Annotated in this window: 20 protein-coding genes; 6 read left to right on the top strand and 14 right to left on the bottom strand. The window is 71.5% G+C overall.

Annotated elements, in window-relative coordinates; translation table 11 throughout:
* Positions 1-49 precede the first annotated feature (49 nt).
* Complete coding sequence (locus tag EP757_RS33835; RefSeq protein WP_127552457.1) at positions 50-889, top strand: patatin-like phospholipase family protein; 840 nt, start codon at positions 50-52, stop codon at positions 887-889.
* On the opposite strand, the gene infA is transcribed toward EP757_RS33835, so the two are convergent.
* The 5 genes from infA to EP757_RS33810 form a co-directional block, all read right to left on the bottom strand.
* On the bottom strand, positions 890-1,099 hold the full coding sequence (infA, locus tag EP757_RS33830) for a translation initiation factor IF-1 (RefSeq protein ID WP_127552456.1): 210 nt from the start codon (positions 1,097-1,099) through the stop codon (positions 890-892).
* Entirely contained in the window at positions 1,096-1,818 is a 723-nt protein-coding gene (locus EP757_RS33825) for a GNAT family N-acetyltransferase (protein WP_127552455.1), read from the bottom strand. Before EP757_RS33825 ends, infA begins: the two co-directional genes overlap by 4 nt.
* Before the next feature lie 126 nt (positions 1,819-1,944).
* Positions 1,945-2,193, bottom strand: a complete 249-nt coding sequence (locus EP757_RS33820) for a hypothetical protein (RefSeq protein WP_127552454.1) — start codon at positions 2,191-2,193, stop codon at positions 1,945-1,947.
* Complete coding sequence (locus tag EP757_RS33815) at positions 2,190-2,900, bottom strand: rod shape-determining protein (RefSeq protein ID WP_160165964.1); 711 nt, start codon at positions 2,898-2,900, stop codon at positions 2,190-2,192. The genes EP757_RS33820 and EP757_RS33815 overlap by 4 nt, the downstream gene beginning before the upstream one ends.
* A 64-nt stretch (positions 2,901-2,964) precedes the next feature.
* The gene (locus EP757_RS33810; protein WP_127552452.1) at positions 2,965-3,255 is read right to left on the bottom strand and encodes a TraR/DksA C4-type zinc finger protein; all 291 of its coding nucleotides are present in this window, start codon (positions 3,253-3,255) and stop codon (positions 2,965-2,967) included.
* Positions 3,256-3,532: 277 nt separating this feature from the next.
* Here EP757_RS33810 and EP757_RS33805 point away from each other — a divergent pair, with 277 nt between their 5' ends.
* Entirely contained in the window at positions 3,533-4,072 is a 540-nt protein-coding gene (locus EP757_RS33805; RefSeq protein WP_127552451.1) for a VanZ family protein, read from the top strand.
* Here EP757_RS33805 and EP757_RS33800 read toward each other — a convergent pair.
* The 5 genes from EP757_RS33800 to EP757_RS33780 are packed head-to-tail and all read right to left on the bottom strand — an operon-like array spanning position 4,063 to position 8,053.
* The gene (locus EP757_RS33800) at positions 4,063-4,668 is read right to left on the bottom strand and encodes a hypothetical protein (RefSeq protein WP_127552450.1); all 606 of its coding nucleotides are present in this window, start codon (positions 4,666-4,668) and stop codon (positions 4,063-4,065) included. The genes EP757_RS33805 and EP757_RS33800 overlap by 10 nt on opposite strands.
* Positions 4,665-5,936 (bottom strand): hypothetical protein, encoded by a 1,272-nt coding sequence (locus tag EP757_RS33795; protein WP_127552449.1) that lies wholly within the window; start codon positions 5,934-5,936, stop codon positions 4,665-4,667. Before EP757_RS33795 ends, EP757_RS33800 begins: the two co-directional genes overlap by 4 nt.
* Positions 5,933-6,730, bottom strand: a complete 798-nt coding sequence (locus EP757_RS33790) for an ABC transporter ATP-binding protein (RefSeq protein ID WP_127552448.1) — start codon at positions 6,728-6,730, stop codon at positions 5,933-5,935. Before EP757_RS33790 ends, EP757_RS33795 begins: the two co-directional genes overlap by 4 nt.
* Positions 6,731-6,740: 10 nt before the next feature.
* Complete coding sequence (locus EP757_RS33785; protein ID WP_127552447.1) at positions 6,741-7,520, bottom strand: zf-HC2 domain-containing protein; 780 nt, start codon at positions 7,518-7,520, stop codon at positions 6,741-6,743.
* A complete protein-coding gene (locus tag EP757_RS33780) occupies positions 7,517-8,053 on the bottom strand; it encodes an RNA polymerase sigma factor (RefSeq protein WP_127552446.1) in 537 nt (178 codons plus the stop codon). The genes EP757_RS33785 and EP757_RS33780 overlap by 4 nt, the downstream gene beginning before the upstream one ends.
* A 76-nt stretch (positions 8,054-8,129) precedes the next feature.
* Between EP757_RS33780 and EP757_RS33775 the strand changes: the two genes are divergently transcribed.
* Positions 8,130-8,864 (top strand): YqjF family protein, encoded by a 735-nt coding sequence (locus tag EP757_RS33775; RefSeq protein WP_232050138.1) that lies wholly within the window; start codon positions 8,130-8,132, stop codon positions 8,862-8,864.
* On the opposite strand, the gene EP757_RS33770 is transcribed toward EP757_RS33775, so the two are convergent.
* Positions 8,833-9,171: a hypothetical protein gene (locus EP757_RS33770; RefSeq protein ID WP_127552445.1), complete on the bottom strand. Its 339-nt coding sequence runs from the start codon at positions 9,169-9,171 to the stop codon at positions 8,833-8,835. The two genes, EP757_RS33775 and EP757_RS33770, sit on opposite strands and share 32 nt — an antisense overlap.
* A gap of 101 nt (positions 9,172-9,272) precedes the next feature.
* Positions 9,273-10,622: an AI-2E family transporter gene (locus tag EP757_RS33765; RefSeq protein ID WP_127552444.1), complete on the bottom strand. Its 1,350-nt coding sequence runs from the start codon at positions 10,620-10,622 to the stop codon at positions 9,273-9,275.
* A gap of 87 nt (positions 10,623-10,709) precedes the next feature.
* Between EP757_RS33765 and EP757_RS33760 the strand changes: the two genes are divergently transcribed.
* Positions 10,710-11,402, top strand: coding sequence for an alpha/beta hydrolase (locus EP757_RS33760; protein ID WP_127552443.1), 693 nt, complete (start codon positions 10,710-10,712; stop codon positions 11,400-11,402).
* 128 nt (positions 11,403-11,530) lie between these two features.
* Here EP757_RS33760 and EP757_RS33755 read toward each other — a convergent pair whose 3' ends face one another.
* Positions 11,531-11,959 (bottom strand): hypothetical protein, encoded by a 429-nt coding sequence (locus EP757_RS33755; RefSeq protein WP_127552442.1) that lies wholly within the window; start codon positions 11,957-11,959, stop codon positions 11,531-11,533.
* Between the two features lie 1,527 nt (positions 11,960-13,486).
* Entirely contained in the window at positions 13,487-14,320 is an 834-nt protein-coding gene (locus EP757_RS33745) for an aminoglycoside phosphotransferase family protein (protein ID WP_197725440.1), read from the bottom strand.
* A gap of 51 nt (positions 14,321-14,371) precedes the next feature.
* On the opposite strand from EP757_RS33745, the gene EP757_RS33740 reads away from it, so the two are divergent.
* Positions 14,372-14,647: a hypothetical protein gene (locus EP757_RS33740; RefSeq protein WP_127552441.1), complete on the top strand. Its 276-nt coding sequence runs from the start codon at positions 14,372-14,374 to the stop codon at positions 14,645-14,647.
* A gap of 21 nt (positions 14,648-14,668) precedes the next feature.
* Positions 14,669-15,589, top strand: a complete 921-nt coding sequence (locus EP757_RS33735; RefSeq protein ID WP_127552440.1) for a DUF389 domain-containing protein — start codon at positions 14,669-14,671, stop codon at positions 15,587-15,589.
* Positions 15,590-15,608: the final 19 nt, after the last annotated feature.

Genomic DNA, 15,608 nt, shown 5'->3' with positions numbered 1-15,608 from the left:
CGGTCAACTATAACGTAATTACGTAGGAACGTAACTGTAGGATCCATCCATGGGAGTCGACGGCAAGGCCCTGGTGCTGGGCGGCGGCGGTGTCACCGGGGTCGCGTGGGAGCTGGGGCTTCTGCACGGGCTGGCCGAGCACGGTGTGGACCTGACCGACGCGGGCCTGCTCGTGGGCACGTCGGCGGGGTCGGCGGTCGCCGCACAGGTGCTGTCCGGCGTACCGCTGAAAGATCTTTATGAGGCGCAGCTGCGGGGCCCGGGGAGCGAGGTCGCGGCGCGGATGAGCCTGGGTGGCGTGCTGAGTTTCCTGGTGGCGGGGCTGTGGCCGGGCGATCCGGCGCGGGGCCGGGCGTGGCTGGGGCGGCGGGCGCTGCGGGCCCGGACGATGCCGGAGGCCGAGCGGCGGCGGGTGATCGCGGCCCGGATCAGCGACCGCGGCTGGCCGGCGACCCGGCTGCTCGTCACGGCGGTCGACGCGCAGACCGGGGAAGTACGGATCTTCGACGCGTCCAGTGGCGTGTCCCTCGTCGATGCCGTGGCCGCGAGCTGCGCGGTGCCGCTGACGTGGCCACCGGTCACGATCGGCGGCGCGCGGTACATCGACGGCGGCGCGCGGTCGGTCGCGAACGCCGACCTGGCCGCCGGCAGTGACCGGGTCGTCGTGCTCGCACCGGTGACCGCCTCGGCCCGGCGCTCGGGACGGCCGTCCGCGCAGGTCGCGGCGCTGGGCCCGGACGTGTGCAGCGCGATCCTGGCGCCGGACGCGGCCGCGCGGCGGGCGATCGGGCGCAACCCGCTCGACCCCGCCCGGCGCCGCCCCGCCGCCGAAGCCGGCCGCACCCAGGCCGCTGCCGAGGCGGACCGGCTCCGAGCGGTGTGGAGCTAGCTAGTCGCGGTGCCGGAAGAGGATGCGCCCCCTGGTCAGGTCGTAGGGGCTGAGCTCCACCAGCACCCGGTCGAACGGCAGGACCTTGATGAAGTTCTTCCGCATCCTGCCGCTGATGTGGGCGAGGACGACGTGCCCGTTGGGCAACTCCACGCGGAACGTGGCGTTACGCAGGCACTCGACGACGGTTCCCTCCTGCTGGATGCTCATCGCAGCACCAACTCCAGGTTGCTGCTGGTCCGCCGCCCGCCGGCGCTCTCGAACAGGGCGATCGCCGCGGCGTTCGACTGGTGCACGTCGGCGGCGATCGACGGCTGCGGCGTCCTGCCGAGCAGATCGGTCAGCAGTGCCCCGGCGATGCCCCGGCGGCGGTGATCGGCGCGGACCGCGATGAGGGCGATACGCGGCTGGCGGGGCAGGGGAGCGATGCGGGCGAAACCGGCGTAGCCGCCCTGGTGCGCGACCACCGCGTACCGGGACGGGTCGAGCGGCCAGGCCAGCACCTCGGCCGGCATGTTGTGCCAGCCCACGGTGGTGTCGACCTCGTCGCGGACGATCCGGTCGAGCTCGCCGAGCGGTCCCGCCTCGGCCGTGCCGAAGGGGAGCATCGTGTAGCCGTCCGGTAGGGAGACGGCGCCGGGCCGGGTGGGGATGACGTATTCCCACTCGCGGCGCCGGGGGCCGAAGCCGAACTGCTCCCAGCGGCAGAGCAGGTCCACATCGGCCTCGTCGACCACGGTGTAGAGCGGTTTCGGCAGCGTGGCCAGCATCGCGGTGGCGAGCCTGTCGAAGACGGCGTCGTGCCACACGTCGATGCTGAGGAAGCTGCGCCCGTCGGGCCGGTGCGAAACCTCGCCGCGGCCGATCACCCGGTCGTCGTCGAGGGCGTGCCAGTGTCGTTCGGAGATCTGCGTGACAGCAGGATCCATAGAGTGTCGCCTCTCCGGAGAGTCTTCTCAGACGCTCCGGAGCCGCGGCGACAGGCGGAGCGCCCTGATCGATGAAACGTTCACGGGTGCTCACCTCCTGCGCTAGTGCCACGGCCGACGGGGACGTTATCGGATCACGCCGCCGGGTGTCGAGCGGATTTCCGCCCAGAGCACGCCTCCGGTGCTCGTGGCATGCGAACCGCAGGTCAGAGCACCGTCCGGCGCCCCGACGGCGATCGGCTCGCGGTGCTGGTGGACGACCTCGATGAGCAGGACGTCCTCCCGCTCGCTCAGGATCACCTCACCGCCGCCGGCCTGGCGCACCAGGTCGGCGATCACGCGGGCGGCGTCACTGGAGAGCCACAGCGAGCTCATGCGAAGGCGGGATGCCGCAGCAGGGATCTGGCGGCCTGGGCGGCGCCGTTGACGGCGGCGGCCCGGGGCTCGGGGGTGCGGTGGATCCGCAGGTCGAGGGTGTCGGCCAGGGCTCCCGGGAGTTCCGGGTGGTCGGCGCCGTCGCCGACGAGCAGCAGGCCGCGGGCGGTCGCCTCGGCCAGGTCCTCGGCCGGGCAGACGTCCCGCAGGCCGCGCAGGTGGTGGGCGACGACGTCGGCGAGCAGCCCGGCGGTGGCACCCTGGGCGAGGTCGCGGGTGCCGATGTCGGCGCGGCGGGCCACGGTGACGCGGCCCTCGCGGAGCAGAGCGAGTTCGGTGAGTTCGGCGCCGACGTCGGCGACCAGCAGACTGCCGGCGGCCGCGCCGGATCCGATCGCGGCGGCGCGGACGGACTCGATGAACACGGTCCGGCGCGGCGCGAACGCGGTGTCGATGACGTGCCGCATCACGTCCTGGTCGTCGTCGGTGGACAGCACCGGGCGGCAGGCCACGACCACGTCGACGGCGGGCAGGGGTTGCGGGAATCGGTGGGCCAGCTCGGTCAGCAGGGCGGCGCAGCCGTCCACGTCGGTGATCCGGCCGCGGCGCACGAGCGTGCTGCTGGGCGCGCCGACGATGCCACGCTGGTCGGCCCAGACGATGGCGGAGCTGCTTCCGAGGTCGATGGCGAGAGCGGAGGGGGCCACTGTCGATCCTTTCGAGGGCGGGCTGCCGTACCGGTTCCGGCACGGCAGCCGGGTCAATGCGGACTTATCGCTGGCAGGGCACGCAGAGCTTGGCGTGCGGGAGGATCTCCAGCCGCTCGGGCGGGATCGGCTTCTCGCAGCGTTCGCACCGGCCGTACGTGCCGTCGGCGATCCGGCCCAGCGCCCCGGTGATCTGCTCGAGGCTCTGCCGGGTCGCCGCCAGCATCGCGTCCCGGTCGTGTGCCTGCGCCGGGTCGCCCGTGTCGGCGTTGATCTCGGTCAGTTCCTTGAGCCGGGCGCTCTGGACGGCGAACTGCTCACTCAGTGAAGCGCGAATGTCGATCTCGACGGTCATTGCTGATCTCTCTTCTGTCTATCGAGGTCCGGACGGACGTCGATGCGGCTCCGGATAAACAAAAAGGGCCGAAGCTGATGAGCTTCGCCCTGGCGGTGGCTGAGGTGTGTGCTTCCGCCGGCGGGCCGCGTCCCGCGGGGATGGGTGCACCACAGAACCCCGTCACAGTGGTGACGGGGAGCGAGTGCGCACTCACCTCGGGCATCCGACAACCATAGGGGCGTCCGCGCCGAGAAGCCAATGAGTTGAGTCGCGCGAGGTCGCTAGCATCCGCGGCATGCCCGGGACGATCGGTGGCGTGGTCCTCGTGACGGCGGCCCTCTTGCCGCTGGCTGTGCTGGTGGCCCGGGTCGGGGCGGCGCCGGCCACGGTCGGCGTCGTCTATGGAACCGTGCCGTGGGTGTGGATGATCCTGCTGCCGGGTGACGGCCCGGGACGGGTGAATCTCGTGCCGCTGCGGGACCTGATGACGGTCCTGGCGAGCGGGCCGGTCACCGCCACCGTGCAGATCGTCGGCAACCTGCTGGTCTTCGCGGCGCTCGGGTTCTTCGGGCCGCTGCGGTTCCCGGCGCTGGCCTCGGTGCCGCGGATGCTGGCGGCCGGGGCGGCGGGGTCGATCCTGGTCGAGACGTCGCAGTACGCGCTGGGACTCGGCCGGGTGTCGTCGGTGGACGACGTGCTGCTGAACGCGGCAGGAGCAGGACTGGCCGCCCTGGCTTCCCGCCGCCGGTGGCGCCGCGCCGGCCGTGAAACGCCCGCTGGACCGCCGGCGGGCCCCCGTGCGTCCGCCGGCGGTCCAGCGCCGGATCACTGCTGAGCGGCCTCCCCGGGAGCGCTGCGCGCCGGGCCACCGACGACATAGGCGACCAGCCCGGCCGTGGCGAGCAGTCCCGCCACGACGGCCGCCGCGACGCTGCCCGGCTCCTGCGTCTGCCAGGTGAGCACCCGGCCGGCCAGGGTCGCGGTCTGCGGGAACAGGATCGCGGCGAGGGTCCAGCCGAGCGGCAGGAACCAGGCCCGGGCGATGCCGGTGACGGCCGCGCCGAGAGCGGTCAGCCCGAGGAGTCCGGCCGCGTCCCGGGCGACCAGGCCGGCCGGTCCGAACTGGGCCTCCGTCGCGAGCGTGACCAGCAGCGACAGCACGACGAGCAGGAACCCGGCGAGCAGGTGGGCGAGCCGGCGTACCGGCCAGGAGATCGCCGCCGTGGCTTCGAGGGCGTCATCCGGGCTGCCGAGCGTCGTCGTCAGGACGGTGACCAGCAGCAGCACCGTCGCGACGACCGTCTGCGGGGCGGCCTCCCGGGTGTCCGAGTTGATCACCCACAGCGCCCACATCAGAACCGTGCCGCCGACCGCCGCCGGCACCGCGAGGGTGGCGCGGCGGGACCGCAGGTAGAGCGTCAGCCATCTCATGAGAGTGACGCGCCGGGAGCGCACTTCACCGCGGCCGCCCGCAGCGTCACGACCTTGCCCTGCGCCTCGGCCTCGGGCATGCCCTCGAGGTGCGACCAGACCGCGGCGGCCTCCGGGGACGACGGCTCGGTGCCGATCAGCCAGTGGGCGGCCGCGAGCCGGTCCTCCGGGGACGGGGAGTTCTCGCAGCCGGGCGGCCCGGCGAACGCCGCCGCCACCGCGTTCTCCACGATCGTGTCCGCCTCGGCGAGCTGAGCGTCCTGTCCCGTGTCGACGCGCAGCAGCACGACGCCCGGATCCCACGGCGGGTAGACGTCCGGCACGTACGTCGTGGTGTCCTCGTGCAGCCGGGTGGGCCCGTCCGGCAGTTCGGCGAGCACCGTCAGCGCCTTCCGGGCGTCCGGCAGCACCGACGGGAGCAGACCTCCATGGACCCGGCTCAGACAGACCGCCCCGTCGCAGACCAGTTCTTTGGCGACCGGGTCGGACGCGCTGAGGACCACCCGCTTCTCGTGCGGCATCACCGGGATGGCGAGGGCGGCGCCGAGCAGCACCGGCACCAGCGCGGCCACCCGCAGCCGCCAGGTGGAGGCGAGGAAGACCAGCACACCGGTGGCGGTGAGAGCGGCCAGCCAGATCGCCTGGGAGGCGCTGACCCGGCCGGGGACGGTCGCGAAGGCGTCCGGCATGTTCATCTCGTAGATCGGCGAGAACACCAGGGCGAGCCAGCCGCGCGGCCGGGTGGCGCCGGGGATGGTCAGCAGCAGGCCGAGACCGGCGATGGCGAGCGCCGGCGCCACGACGAGCCAGGGGAGGAGGCGGCCGATCGCCAGGCCCACACCGATCGCGGCGAGCAGGGCCAGGACACCGACCGCGGTGACGACGAAGACCTGGGCGGGCAGGTACTCCGCCGTACCGATGATCCAGGCCCCGCCGGCCGCGCCCATCACCAGGTAGGCGCAGGTCACCGCCGCGGCCATCACGGCCAGCGTGGGCAGGTTCCGCTGAGCGACCGGCCGGGGAGTGCTGGCGAACAGCTCGGTCACCTTCCACCGGTGCTCGCGGCGGCCCTGCCAGGCGCCGGCCGCGAGGGCGAGCGGCCAGAGCAGCGCCAGGAAGAGACGCTGGCTCATGGCCAGCTGCATCCAGCCGTCGGTGAAGCCGATGCCCTCGGCGAAGTAGAGCGCCAGGACGCCGACCACCGCCAGCGTCAGAGCGGAGCCGATCGCCGCCGAGCGGCGCAGTTCGATGGCGAGGACGCGGCTCATCGGTTCACCGCCCGGTGGCGGCGCAGCAGGGCCGAGTAGCCGCGTTCCGCGGGGCTGTCACCGGCGTCGCCGTCGCCGCCCTGCGCGATCAGGTCGGCCGGGGTGCCCTGGTAGACGAGCCTGCCCAGGTTCATCATCACCACGTCGCTGCACGCGGCGACCACGTCCTCGACCAGGTGCGTGGAGACCAGCACGCAGCTGTCGGTGCCCAGGTCACGCAGCAGCTCGCGGAAGTCGAGCCGCTGTTCCGGGTCGAGGCCGACGGTCGGCTCGTCGAGGAGCAGCACCTCCGGGTCGTTCACCACCGCCTGCGCGATCCCGGCCCGGCGCAGCATGCCACCGGAGAGCGTCTTCATCCGCGCGTCCGCCTTGTCGGCCAGGCCCACCCGCTCGATCGCGCGCTGGGTGGCGCCGGCGACCTCGGCCTTCGGCATCTCCTTGAGCCAGGCCATGTACTCGACGAACTCCCGCACCGTGAACCGCGGATAGAAGCCGAACTGCTGCGGCAGGTAACCCAGCCCGCGACGCACCCGCCGCAGGTCGCCGCGGTCACCGACCACCTCGCCGAGCAGGCTCAGGGTTCCGCCGGCCGGTTTCACGACGGTCGCCAGGGCGCGCATCAGGGTGGTCTTGCCGGCGCCGTTCGGGCCGAGCAGCCCGTGTACGCCGTTGTTCAGGGCGAGGTCGAGCCCGTCGACAGCCATGTGCCGCCCGGCGCGCACCCGGAGGCCGTCGGCGTGGACCGCCCAAGGATGAGTGCGAGGTGCTGTTTCGGCAGCGGTCACCGTACGCATGAAAGTCCTTTCAATCATGGCTGGTCAGTCGGGTGAAGGCGGTGGCCCGGGTCGCGGCGAACCCGGCCAGGAGGATGGTGAGCAGCGCCCACGCCGGTGAGCTGGCCTGATGGAGCATCGGAGGCAGTTGCGCGGTCAGCACGGCCGGCACGATCGCGGCGAGCGTCCACGCGGCGCCCAGCCCGATGGCGGCGCGGCGGACACCGATCACCGCGCCCAGGGCGATGGTCGCGGCGGTGAACGCGAGACACGGCAGGAGAGCGAGAGCAAGAGACAGCCCGGTACGCGAACCCGCCACCGTGAGAGCGGGCACGATGACCGCGAGGACGCCCGCCGTGCGGCGCAGCAGCATCGCCAGCCCGGCGGCCGGCGTACCGGCGATCAACTCCCAGGCGGGATCGTGCCGCCGGCTCCAGGCCACCGCCACGGCGGGCAGCGGCGCGATCGGCGCCACCAGCGCGACCAGCGACGGAAGGCTCGGCTGCAGGACCTGGAGCGTGCCGGCGCAGGCCAGCACCGCGACACTCATGATCACCCAGGGGACCAGGTGCCAGACCATCCAGTGCTGCCGCCGGCGGCGCGGGGCCGGCGCCGGGCCCGCCTCGATGTCCTCATCGAGGCTTCGCTTCAGCCGGTCGAGCAGATCGTGGTTCATGCCGTCGGCCAGGACGGCCCGGCAGTCCGCGCAGTCCTCCAGGTGCACCTCGACCGACCACATGGTGACCTCGTCGAGGGGAGCCTCCCGGTCGGCGTAGCGGGCGATGACGGCAGGTGCCGGATGTGGGGTCATGACAGCGCCTCCCGCAGCGCGAGCCGGGCCCGCCGGGCCCTCGATTTCACAGTGCTCTCCGGTACGCCGAGCAGCACCGACGTCTCCCGCGCCGACAACCCGTCGAGGACCATCGCCCGGAGCACCTCACGGGCCTCCGGCGGGAGCACGAGAAGTGCCTGCTCCAGTTCCTGCCCGACGCGTCCCGCCATGACCTCGTCCTCGGCGGCCGGGGCCACCTCGTCGGCCAGCGGCACCGCGGGAACCTGGTTGTGCCGGGCACGGCGGCGGAAGGCGTCGACGAGCCGGTGCGCGGCGATCGTCCAGAGCCAGCCGGAGGCGCTGCCCTTGACCGTGAAACTGCCGGCCGCGCGCCACACCGCCAGATAGGTCTCCTGCATGACGTCGGCGACCACGTCGTCGTCGGCGCACCGGCGGCGCAGGCGGGCGAGCAGCCACGGCGACGTCCGCCGGTACAACTCGTCGAACGCGCGCCGATCCCCGTCGGCGATGCGGCGGACGAGTTCTTCCTCGTCCTGGCTTGTTCGTTTCACAATCAGCCAGACGAAACGCGGTGATCACCGGGTGCACCAGTCGGTGTGGTGTGAGTCACACTGCCATGATGAGGGGGTGCGGATCGAGGATGTGACCCCGGAGACGATGCGCCCCGTGCGCCGCCCGCTGCTGGTCCAGCGATGGGTCGACCTCACCTTCCTGCACTGGGCGATCGACCCGGCCCGCGTCGCGCCGCTGCTGCCCGCCGGCACCGTCCCGGACACCCTCGGCGGCGTCACCTACGCCGGGCTGATCGGGTTCCGCATGGTCGGGCTGGGTTTCCTGCGCGGCCCCGGCATCCCCTACCTCGGCACGTTCTGCGAGACGAACGTCCGCCTCTACAGCGTCGACCGCCACGGCCGTCGCGCCGTCGTCTTCCTGTCCCTCGACGCGGAACGCCTGCTGCCGGTGCTGACCGCCCGGGCGTCGCTGCGCCTGCCCTACATGTGGTCCCGCATGCGCCTGACCCGTGACGGCGACGTCCTCACCTACACCAGCCGCCGCCGCTGGCCCGCCCCGCTTCCCGCGATCAACGCGATGGCCGTACGCGTGCGGCAGCCGATCACCGAACCCTCCCCGCTGGAACACTTCGTCACCGCCCGCTGGGGCCTGCACACGCGCGCCTGGGGACGCTCCCTGCACCTGCCGAACGAGCATCCGCGCTGGCCGCTGCACCACGCCGAACTGCTGTCCCTGGACGACACCCTGCTGACCGCCGCCGGCCTGCCCGCCTTCGACGGCCCGCCGGACAGCGTCCTCTACTCCCCGGGCGTCCCGGTCACGTTCGGGGCCCCGGACGTCCTGCGATGAACTCCCCGATCTGGTCGAGGATCTCCTGCAACGAGGAGTGAACGATCTCCCCGGCCTCCGTCTGCCGCCGCCGCACCGCCTCCGCCACGTAGCCGGCGACCTCGATCTCGTCGTCGGTCTCCGTCCACGGCACGTCGGCCAGCACATCGGTGCCGTCCCGGTCGTCGTTGAAGACGGTCAGCGCCGTCAGCGTCCCGACCTTATGAACGTGAACCACCTCGGGCCCGATGAGCGGCCAGTAGGCCACCCCACCACGCCACCCCATCCGCTGCCCGGCGAAAACATAGCGCCCGGTCGTCTCATCCACCCTTCGACGCTACGGCCGCCGCCGCGCCGCCACGTCCCACCCCACCCCGATGTGACCCGAAAGGGCCAATCGAAGCCGTCAACGCGGAGCAGCGGTCCCGGTCAGGTCGTCAGGCGCGGGGTGTCGGCGGCCACCGAGCTGCTGGCCGGCGGCGGATCGGTCGGGGAGGCCTGCGCGGGCGCGGACGGTGCGGGCGCCGACGCGATCGGCTCACCGGACGACTCCACGGTTCCCGGTGGTTCCTTGTCCGTGGTGGGTTCGCCGCCCGGGTGACGGACCAGATAGCGGATGGCCGTGTTCAGCACCGCCAGCAGCGGCACCGCGATCAGACCGCCGACGATGCCGGCCGCGACGACGCCGGCCGCGATGGCGAGGATGACGGCGAGCGGGTGCAGCGCCACCGCCCGGCCCATGATCAGCGGCTGGAGGACGTGGCCTTCGAGTTGCTGGACGGCGATCACGATGGCGAGGACGGCGATGGCCGTGGCCGGGCCGTTGGCGACCAGGGCGACGAGCACCGCTACGGCGCCGGTGACGGTGGCGCCGACGACCGGGATGAACGCGCCGAGGAAGACCAGGGCGGCCAGCGGAAGGGCGAGCGGCACCCGCAGCAGGGCGAGCCCGATGCCGATGCCGACGGCGTCGACGAACGCCACCAGCACCGTCGCGTGCACATAGGAGACCAGCGTGTGCCAGGCGTAGTGGCCGGACCGGGCGGTCGGCACCCGCGCTTCCCGGGGCAGCAGCCGGCAGAGGAACGACCAGATGCCGCCGCCGTCGCGCAGGAAGAAGAAGAGGGTGAACAGCACCAGGAAGAACCCGGTGACCACTTCGCCGAGGGTCGTCGCGGTGCTCAGGGCGCCGCTGGTGAGCGCGTCCTGGTTGCCGGTCACCGTTTCCCGTGCCCGGTCCACGTACTCGTTGAGCTGCGCGTCGGTGATGTGCAGCGGACTGCGGGACAGCCAGCTCTGTATCTCCCCGATGCCCTCGCTGACCTGGGCTGACAGGGTGTCGAACTGGCCGATGAACGTACGAATGATCAGCCCGAGGCCGCCGAAGACCAGCAGCAGCGCGGCGACGAGGATCAGCCCCGCGGAGAGCGAGCGGTTCATGCCGCGGCGGACCAGGCCGGCGCTGGCCGGCTGGAAGAGCGCCGCGAGCAGCAGTGCCACCACCACCGGGATGACGACGACGCGCAACAGTCCGATGAGGCGCAGCATCAGGTACGCCGCCACCACGAACAGGATGAACCGCCACGCCCACGCCCCGGCCGTCCGCACCCCGCGCGGCAGCAGATCCTCGCTGCTGGACCGCTGGTTCACCACGACGACGGGCGGCGGCCCGGCGTCCTGGAGTTCGGGCCCGGCCGTGAACGGCGGCGGCACGTTACGGCTCTCCGCCGCGGCCAAAGTGGTCCGGGCACGATCCCGGAATGTCTGCGCCCAACCCATGCCGCCTGTCTGCCCATTTCACACCACCTTCATGCCATCAGCAGAAGAGGTTTGCGCGGAGCGCGAGGATCGGGCCAGGGTGGGCCGATGGATGTGACATTCGTGCTGGTCCACAGTCCGTCGGTGGGCCCGTCCACCTGGGCGCCGATCGCGCGCCGCCTGGACGCCCCGGTCGTGGTGCCCTCGCTTCTCGGTGTCGCCGACGCCGGTCCGCCCTTCTGGCGGCCGGTCACCCAGGCGGTCCATGATGCCCTTCTTCCGGTACGCCCGGAGCACCCTGTCGTGATCGTCGCCCACAGCAACGTCGGCCTCTTCGTCCCGGCCATCGTCGACGCCAGTCCGCGGCGGGTGGCCGGTTGCCTCTTCGTGGACGCGGCCCTCCCGTCGGTCTCCGGCCCGACCCCGGCGTCCCCGCCCGACCTGCTCGCCTTCCTGCGCCCGAAGGTTCAGCCCGGCGGCCGTCTCCCGCAGTGGACGGACTGGTGGGACGAGGCGGACGTGGCCCCGATGTTCCCCGACGCGCGGACCCGGGCGGAGGTCAGTGCCGAACAGCCGCGACTGCCGCTGGCCTATTACGAGGAGTCGATTCCGGTTCCTGCCGGCTGGGACGCGCGGCCCTGCGGCTATCTGCTGTTCGGCCCGCCGTACGAGCCGATGGCGAAGGACGCGGCCGGCCGGGGCTGGGCCGTCGCGCACACCCCCGGCGAGCATCTGCACCAACTGGTAGACACGGACGCGGTGGCAGCCACGATCACTGCGATGACCGCGGACTGGCGTTAGCTAGCCGTTCAACCTCCCACCTCACCCCGACGTCACTGCGTCATCAAGGGCGACCTCGATGAACACGCCCGCGACGGTACCCCGTCGCGGATGAACTGCGGGCAGGAGTGCGCGTCTTCGTTGCTCTGTCAGACGGCATCGACATAGGCCAAGATGTTGTTGTGGATCGCGAACTGCACGCAAGCCGCTGCTCGCTTCAGCATCGTTGGGGTGGCGGAGAAGATGCCTCGTCTATCGACCAGCTGGCGGAGTTGCTTGGCGAGTTGGATGCCGACGATCCGGAACAGCACATGACGGGCTACACCCGGGCCATGATGAGGGACTTGTTCGGAATGGTCATGCAGGGTCGAACTTCCGAGGTCGAGTCTCTGCCATGGTTGCCCGGTTACGGGTCCTAGCATCGTCGCAGCGGTAACGGCGTCACCGTGAGCCGGGTTGGCGAAGTCCGCATGCCCCGCTCTGTGGATCAGCTGTTCGGACGCCTCAGGTACGCGCGGACTGCGGCAGGACAGTAGGCCCACGAAGCGAGGCGTGTCGACTTCGGGTTCGATTCGCACCCGAACTCCACACGCGATTCGGAGGCCCGAGCGATCCGTCACCGACGCACTCTTCTCGGCTACGACACGACGCCGGGCCGTCCGCCGCCAACCACCGGTCGTGACTGCGGCAGCTGACCGAGCGCGGACAGCGGCAGGTGAGCGCGTGCGATATCGATTCTTGAGTGCCGGATTTGCGGATCATCCAGTCGCGATCGAATGATTTCCTGATCTGAAATTCTGGTGGTCGTTGTCGCCGGTGGTGGGTGTCGCGCGGAGAATGGAGGTATGGCGCAGTTGACGTTGTTTTCCACGAGGCATTTGCGGGATCGGACGCTGCGTCGCAATTATTCGGCGGAGGCTGAGGAGTTCCGGCGCGTCCATGAGGGGCACCGCGCGTGGGGCTTACAGCAGCGCCATGCGCGCCGGCTGAGTCAGCTGCGCGCGGCCGAGCAGGAGCCTGCGGCCGAGCAAGTGCCTGCGGCCGAGCGAGTGCCTGCGGCCGAGCAAGTGCCTGCGGCCGAGCGAGTGCCTGCGGCCGAGCGGAAGCCTGGGCCCGAACAAATGTTTGCGGCTGAGCAGAAGCCCGCGGACCTGCCGGGCGGGCGCCCGGCGCCCTCGGCAAGGAGGGCGGACCGGCATGAGACGCAGACGGCGACGCCTCAACCCGACTTTCCCGCAGGACGAGAACGCTCAACGGAAGGTGGCCCGGCCGGTGTCGGTGCACCCGAGGACCGCGCATCTGACGACCGCGCACCCTGACGACCGCGCACCCGAGGACCGCGCATTTGAGGGCGACGCATCTGATGATCACGGATTCGAGTCGGGGGGTGCCGAGTGGGTGCGGACGTTCGGCGTGCCGCCACACAGCGGCTGCGGGGTGTCGGCGCGGCTATTGACGGCGTGTCGATTCCAGCGGACTGCGGCTCTGGTTCGCATGCCCGTAAACGCATTGTCCGAGTCTGGGTACGGCAATTTTCTGCGCGCACATTCTGAGCGCCGGATGAACGGGGAGAATGGATGCCGGCGAAGATCGAATGAAGGTCGAAAGAAATGCACTGATTTCAGCAGATCCGCGCATTCGTAGGGTCCGCCTTGGGGCTGGCCGCCGGTGACGGAGCGTTGTCCGGTGACGATGGGCGCATCTGCCGCTATCGACGCTCGTTGTGGTGGTCGTGGCGGACATGGGGAAGCGATCGATGCCTTGTGCGAGTTCCTCGGTCGGATGCGCTCCGTCCGGGTGCTGCACCGAGCGACCCCGTCCCGCGTCTATCAGCCACTGAGCGGCCGGCCGGGCACGGCAAACGTCGAGGACACAGTCACCCACACCGGCACCCGGCTCTACGGCCCGGTTCAGACGCAAGCCCGGGACCGGCTGCACCTGTGCAGGCCCGGGGAAAGACCGCACCCGCCACCCGGCCACTGCGATGACCGACCAGCCACCCGGCCCGACGTCCACATCGTCACCAGCACAAACATCAGGCCGAGCGGCAAGAAGAAGCGGATCTCAAGCAGCCCCAGGCCGCGCCGCACCGGTGGAAACTCAAGCTAGTCGGGGACGGCGAGGAGGCCTTCGGCGATCATGCGGTGCCCCTGCGCTTCGAACTCCTCCTGCCCGTGCACGAAGGCCCAGCATGCCGTCCCGATGGCTTCACGGATCCGGCCGCGGTGCCAGGCGCCGGTGGCGCGCGGCTCCGACCCGTACCCCTGCAGGAAAGAGGCCTCGAGGCGGTGATCGGACCGGAAGTCCTGGGCGGCCAGTCGCGTGAGATCCGTGTAGGCGGGACGCAGCGCCGCCCGGCCGAAGTCGATGATGCTGACGACGCCGTCGTGGATCAGCCAGTTACGGGGCTGCCAGTCGCCGTGGGTCGGCACGACGACCGTCTGCTCGGCCGGCCAGCCGCTGATCAGGGCGCGGAGCCGGGCCACCGTGGGCGGGTCGATCCGGTGCGGTCCGTCGAGCAGCTTCAGGCACTTCGCGTTCTCGCGGCGCTCGTAGTCGTCGGTGCCCGCCGCCTGGCCGTGCAGCATCGCGAGCAGCTCACCGGCCTGCCGGAACGCGTCCGGGTCGGTGAGGTGCTCGCTGTCCAGCAGCAGCTTCCCCGGCAGATACGTGGTGACCAGCAGCTTCGCGGCGATGTCGTGCCGCACCAGCTCCGGCGCCCGGCCGCGGCTGGTCCACGGGGTCAGCCAGTTCAGGTGGGCGCGGATCTCCCGCTCGATGTGGTGGTCGTCCGGCCCGCCCGCCTTGACGATGAACCGGCCGCCGTCATGGATCACTTCCAGGACCATCGTCTGTACGACGCCCCAGCTGTGATCCTTCGCCACCGCCGCGCCGGGCAGCCAGCGGTTCAGCAGTTCCCGTTGGGCACAGGTGAGCACAGCGGCGATCGTAGACGTTTTCCCGCCGGGGGAGCGGGGCACACGTGGGGGATGCGACTTCTCACTTTGGCCGCCGGGCTCGCCACCGGTTACGTGCTGGGCGCCCGCGCCGGCCGGGAACGATACGACCAGATCGCGTCCGCCGCCCGCAAGGCGACCGGTGGCCCCGCCGCGCACCCGGCCCTGCCGGACACCGGCGACCGCAAGCCGCGGGCTGCCGGGATCGTGGAGTCCGAGGAGCCCGTCGCCGGCGCGAAACCGCCGTCGCTGCGGGACGCCGAGACTCCGGACGGCCCGGTCACCTATACCGGGACTGCCACGCACTGATCGCCTCTAGGCTTCCGGGACATGCTTCACGTACGAGTGATCGCGCCCCCGGAGGTCACCGACCAGGTGCTGGCCGCGCTGACGACCGACGACGCGGTCACCCACCTGGTCCTGCTCCCGGACGCCGCCCGGTCGCCCCGCGGTGACGTCATCGAGTTCGACGTGGTCCGCGAAGGCGCCAGCCAGGTCCTCGACCGGCTCCGCGATCAGGGCCTCGACGACGACGGCGCGATCGTCGTGGAACGCGTCGACGCCACCCTGTCCAAATCGGCCGAGCGGGCCGCCCGCCGCGTCCCCGGCCTGGGCGTCGACGCCGTGGTCTGGCACGAGCTGGAGCAGCAGACCGGCGAGGAGACCGCGCTCTCCGCCTCCTTCCTGGCGTTCATGACCATCGCCACGATCATCGCGGCCCTCGGGGTCCTGCTCGACCAGCCCATCCTCATCGTCGGCTCGATGGTCGTCGGCCCGGAGTTCGGCCCGCTCGCCGCCCTCTGCGTCGGCCTGGTCCTTCCCAAAGCCTTCCTGGTACGCCGCTCCCTGCTCGCTCTGGTGGTCGGCTTCCCCTTCGGCATGGTCGTCACCGTGCTGGCGGTCTGGGGACTGACCGCCGCCGGCCTGATCGACAAGTCGATGCTGCTCGCCGACCGCCCGCTGACCGACTTCATCTGGCGTCCCGACGCGCTCTCCTGGGTGATCGGATTCCTCGGCGGCGTGGCCGGCATCCTCTCGCTGACCTCGGCGAAGGCCGGCACGCTCGTCGGCGTCCTGATCTCGGTGACCACGGTACCGGCGGCGGCGAACGCGGCTGTGGCCCTGGCGTACGGCGTCCGCTCCGAAGCCCTCGGCTCAGCCCTGCAACTGGTCATCAACCTGGCCGCCATCGTCGTCGCCGGCGTACTGACCCTGCTCGTGCAGCGCCTGGCCTGGCACCGCGGACGATGATTACTGAGGTTTCTTTACA

The organism is Actinoplanes sp. OR16 (assembly GCF_004001265.1).
Classification (GTDB): domain Bacteria; phylum Actinomycetota; class Actinomycetes; order Mycobacteriales; family Micromonosporaceae; genus Actinoplanes.
This window is presented reverse-complemented; position numbering and strand designations above follow the sequence as displayed.

Excerpts from the sequence above, each read along its gene's own strand:
- EP757_RS33805 (WP_127552451.1), top strand. The coding sequence starts at position 3,533 with ATGCCCGGGACGATCGGTGGCGTGGTCCTCGTGACGGCGGCCCTCTTG.
- EP757_RS33765 (WP_127552444.1), bottom strand. The coding sequence starts at position 10,622 with ATGGGTTGGGCGCAGACATTCCGGGATCGTGCCCGGACCACTTTGGCC.
- EP757_RS33825 (WP_127552455.1), bottom strand. The coding sequence starts at position 1,818 with ATGGATCCTGCTGTCACGCAGATCTCCGAACGACACTGGCACGCCCTC.
- EP757_RS33800 (WP_127552450.1), bottom strand. The coding sequence starts at position 4,668 with ATGAGATGGCTGACGCTCTACCTGCGGTCCCGCCGCGCCACCCTCGCG.
- EP757_RS33740 (WP_127552441.1), top strand. The coding sequence starts at position 14,372 with ATGCGACTTCTCACTTTGGCCGCCGGGCTCGCCACCGGTTACGTGCTG.
- infA (WP_127552456.1), bottom strand. The coding sequence starts at position 1,099 with ATGAGCATCCAGCAGGAGGGAACCGTCGTCGAGTGCCTGCGTAACGCC.
- EP757_RS33795 (WP_127552449.1), bottom strand. The coding sequence starts at position 5,936 with ATGAGCCGCGTCCTCGCCATCGAACTGCGCCGCTCGGCGGCGATCGGC.
- EP757_RS33785 (WP_127552447.1), bottom strand. The coding sequence starts at position 7,520 with ATGACCCCACATCCGGCACCTGCCGTCATCGCCCGCTACGCCGACCGG.
- EP757_RS33735 (WP_127552440.1), top strand. The coding sequence starts at position 14,669 with ATGCTTCACGTACGAGTGATCGCGCCCCCGGAGGTCACCGACCAGGTG.
- EP757_RS33835 (WP_127552457.1), top strand. The coding sequence starts at position 50 with ATGGGAGTCGACGGCAAGGCCCTGGTGCTGGGCGGCGGCGGTGTCACC.
- EP757_RS33790 (WP_127552448.1), bottom strand. The coding sequence starts at position 6,730 with ATGCGTACGGTGACCGCTGCCGAAACAGCACCTCGCACTCATCCTTGG.
- EP757_RS33820 (WP_127552454.1), bottom strand. The coding sequence starts at position 2,193 with ATGAGCTCGCTGTGGCTCTCCAGTGACGCCGCCCGCGTGATCGCCGAC.
- EP757_RS33810 (WP_127552452.1), bottom strand. The coding sequence starts at position 3,255 with ATGACCGTCGAGATCGACATTCGCGCTTCACTGAGTGAGCAGTTCGCC.
- EP757_RS33760 (WP_127552443.1), top strand. The coding sequence starts at position 10,710 with ATGGATGTGACATTCGTGCTGGTCCACAGTCCGTCGGTGGGCCCGTCC.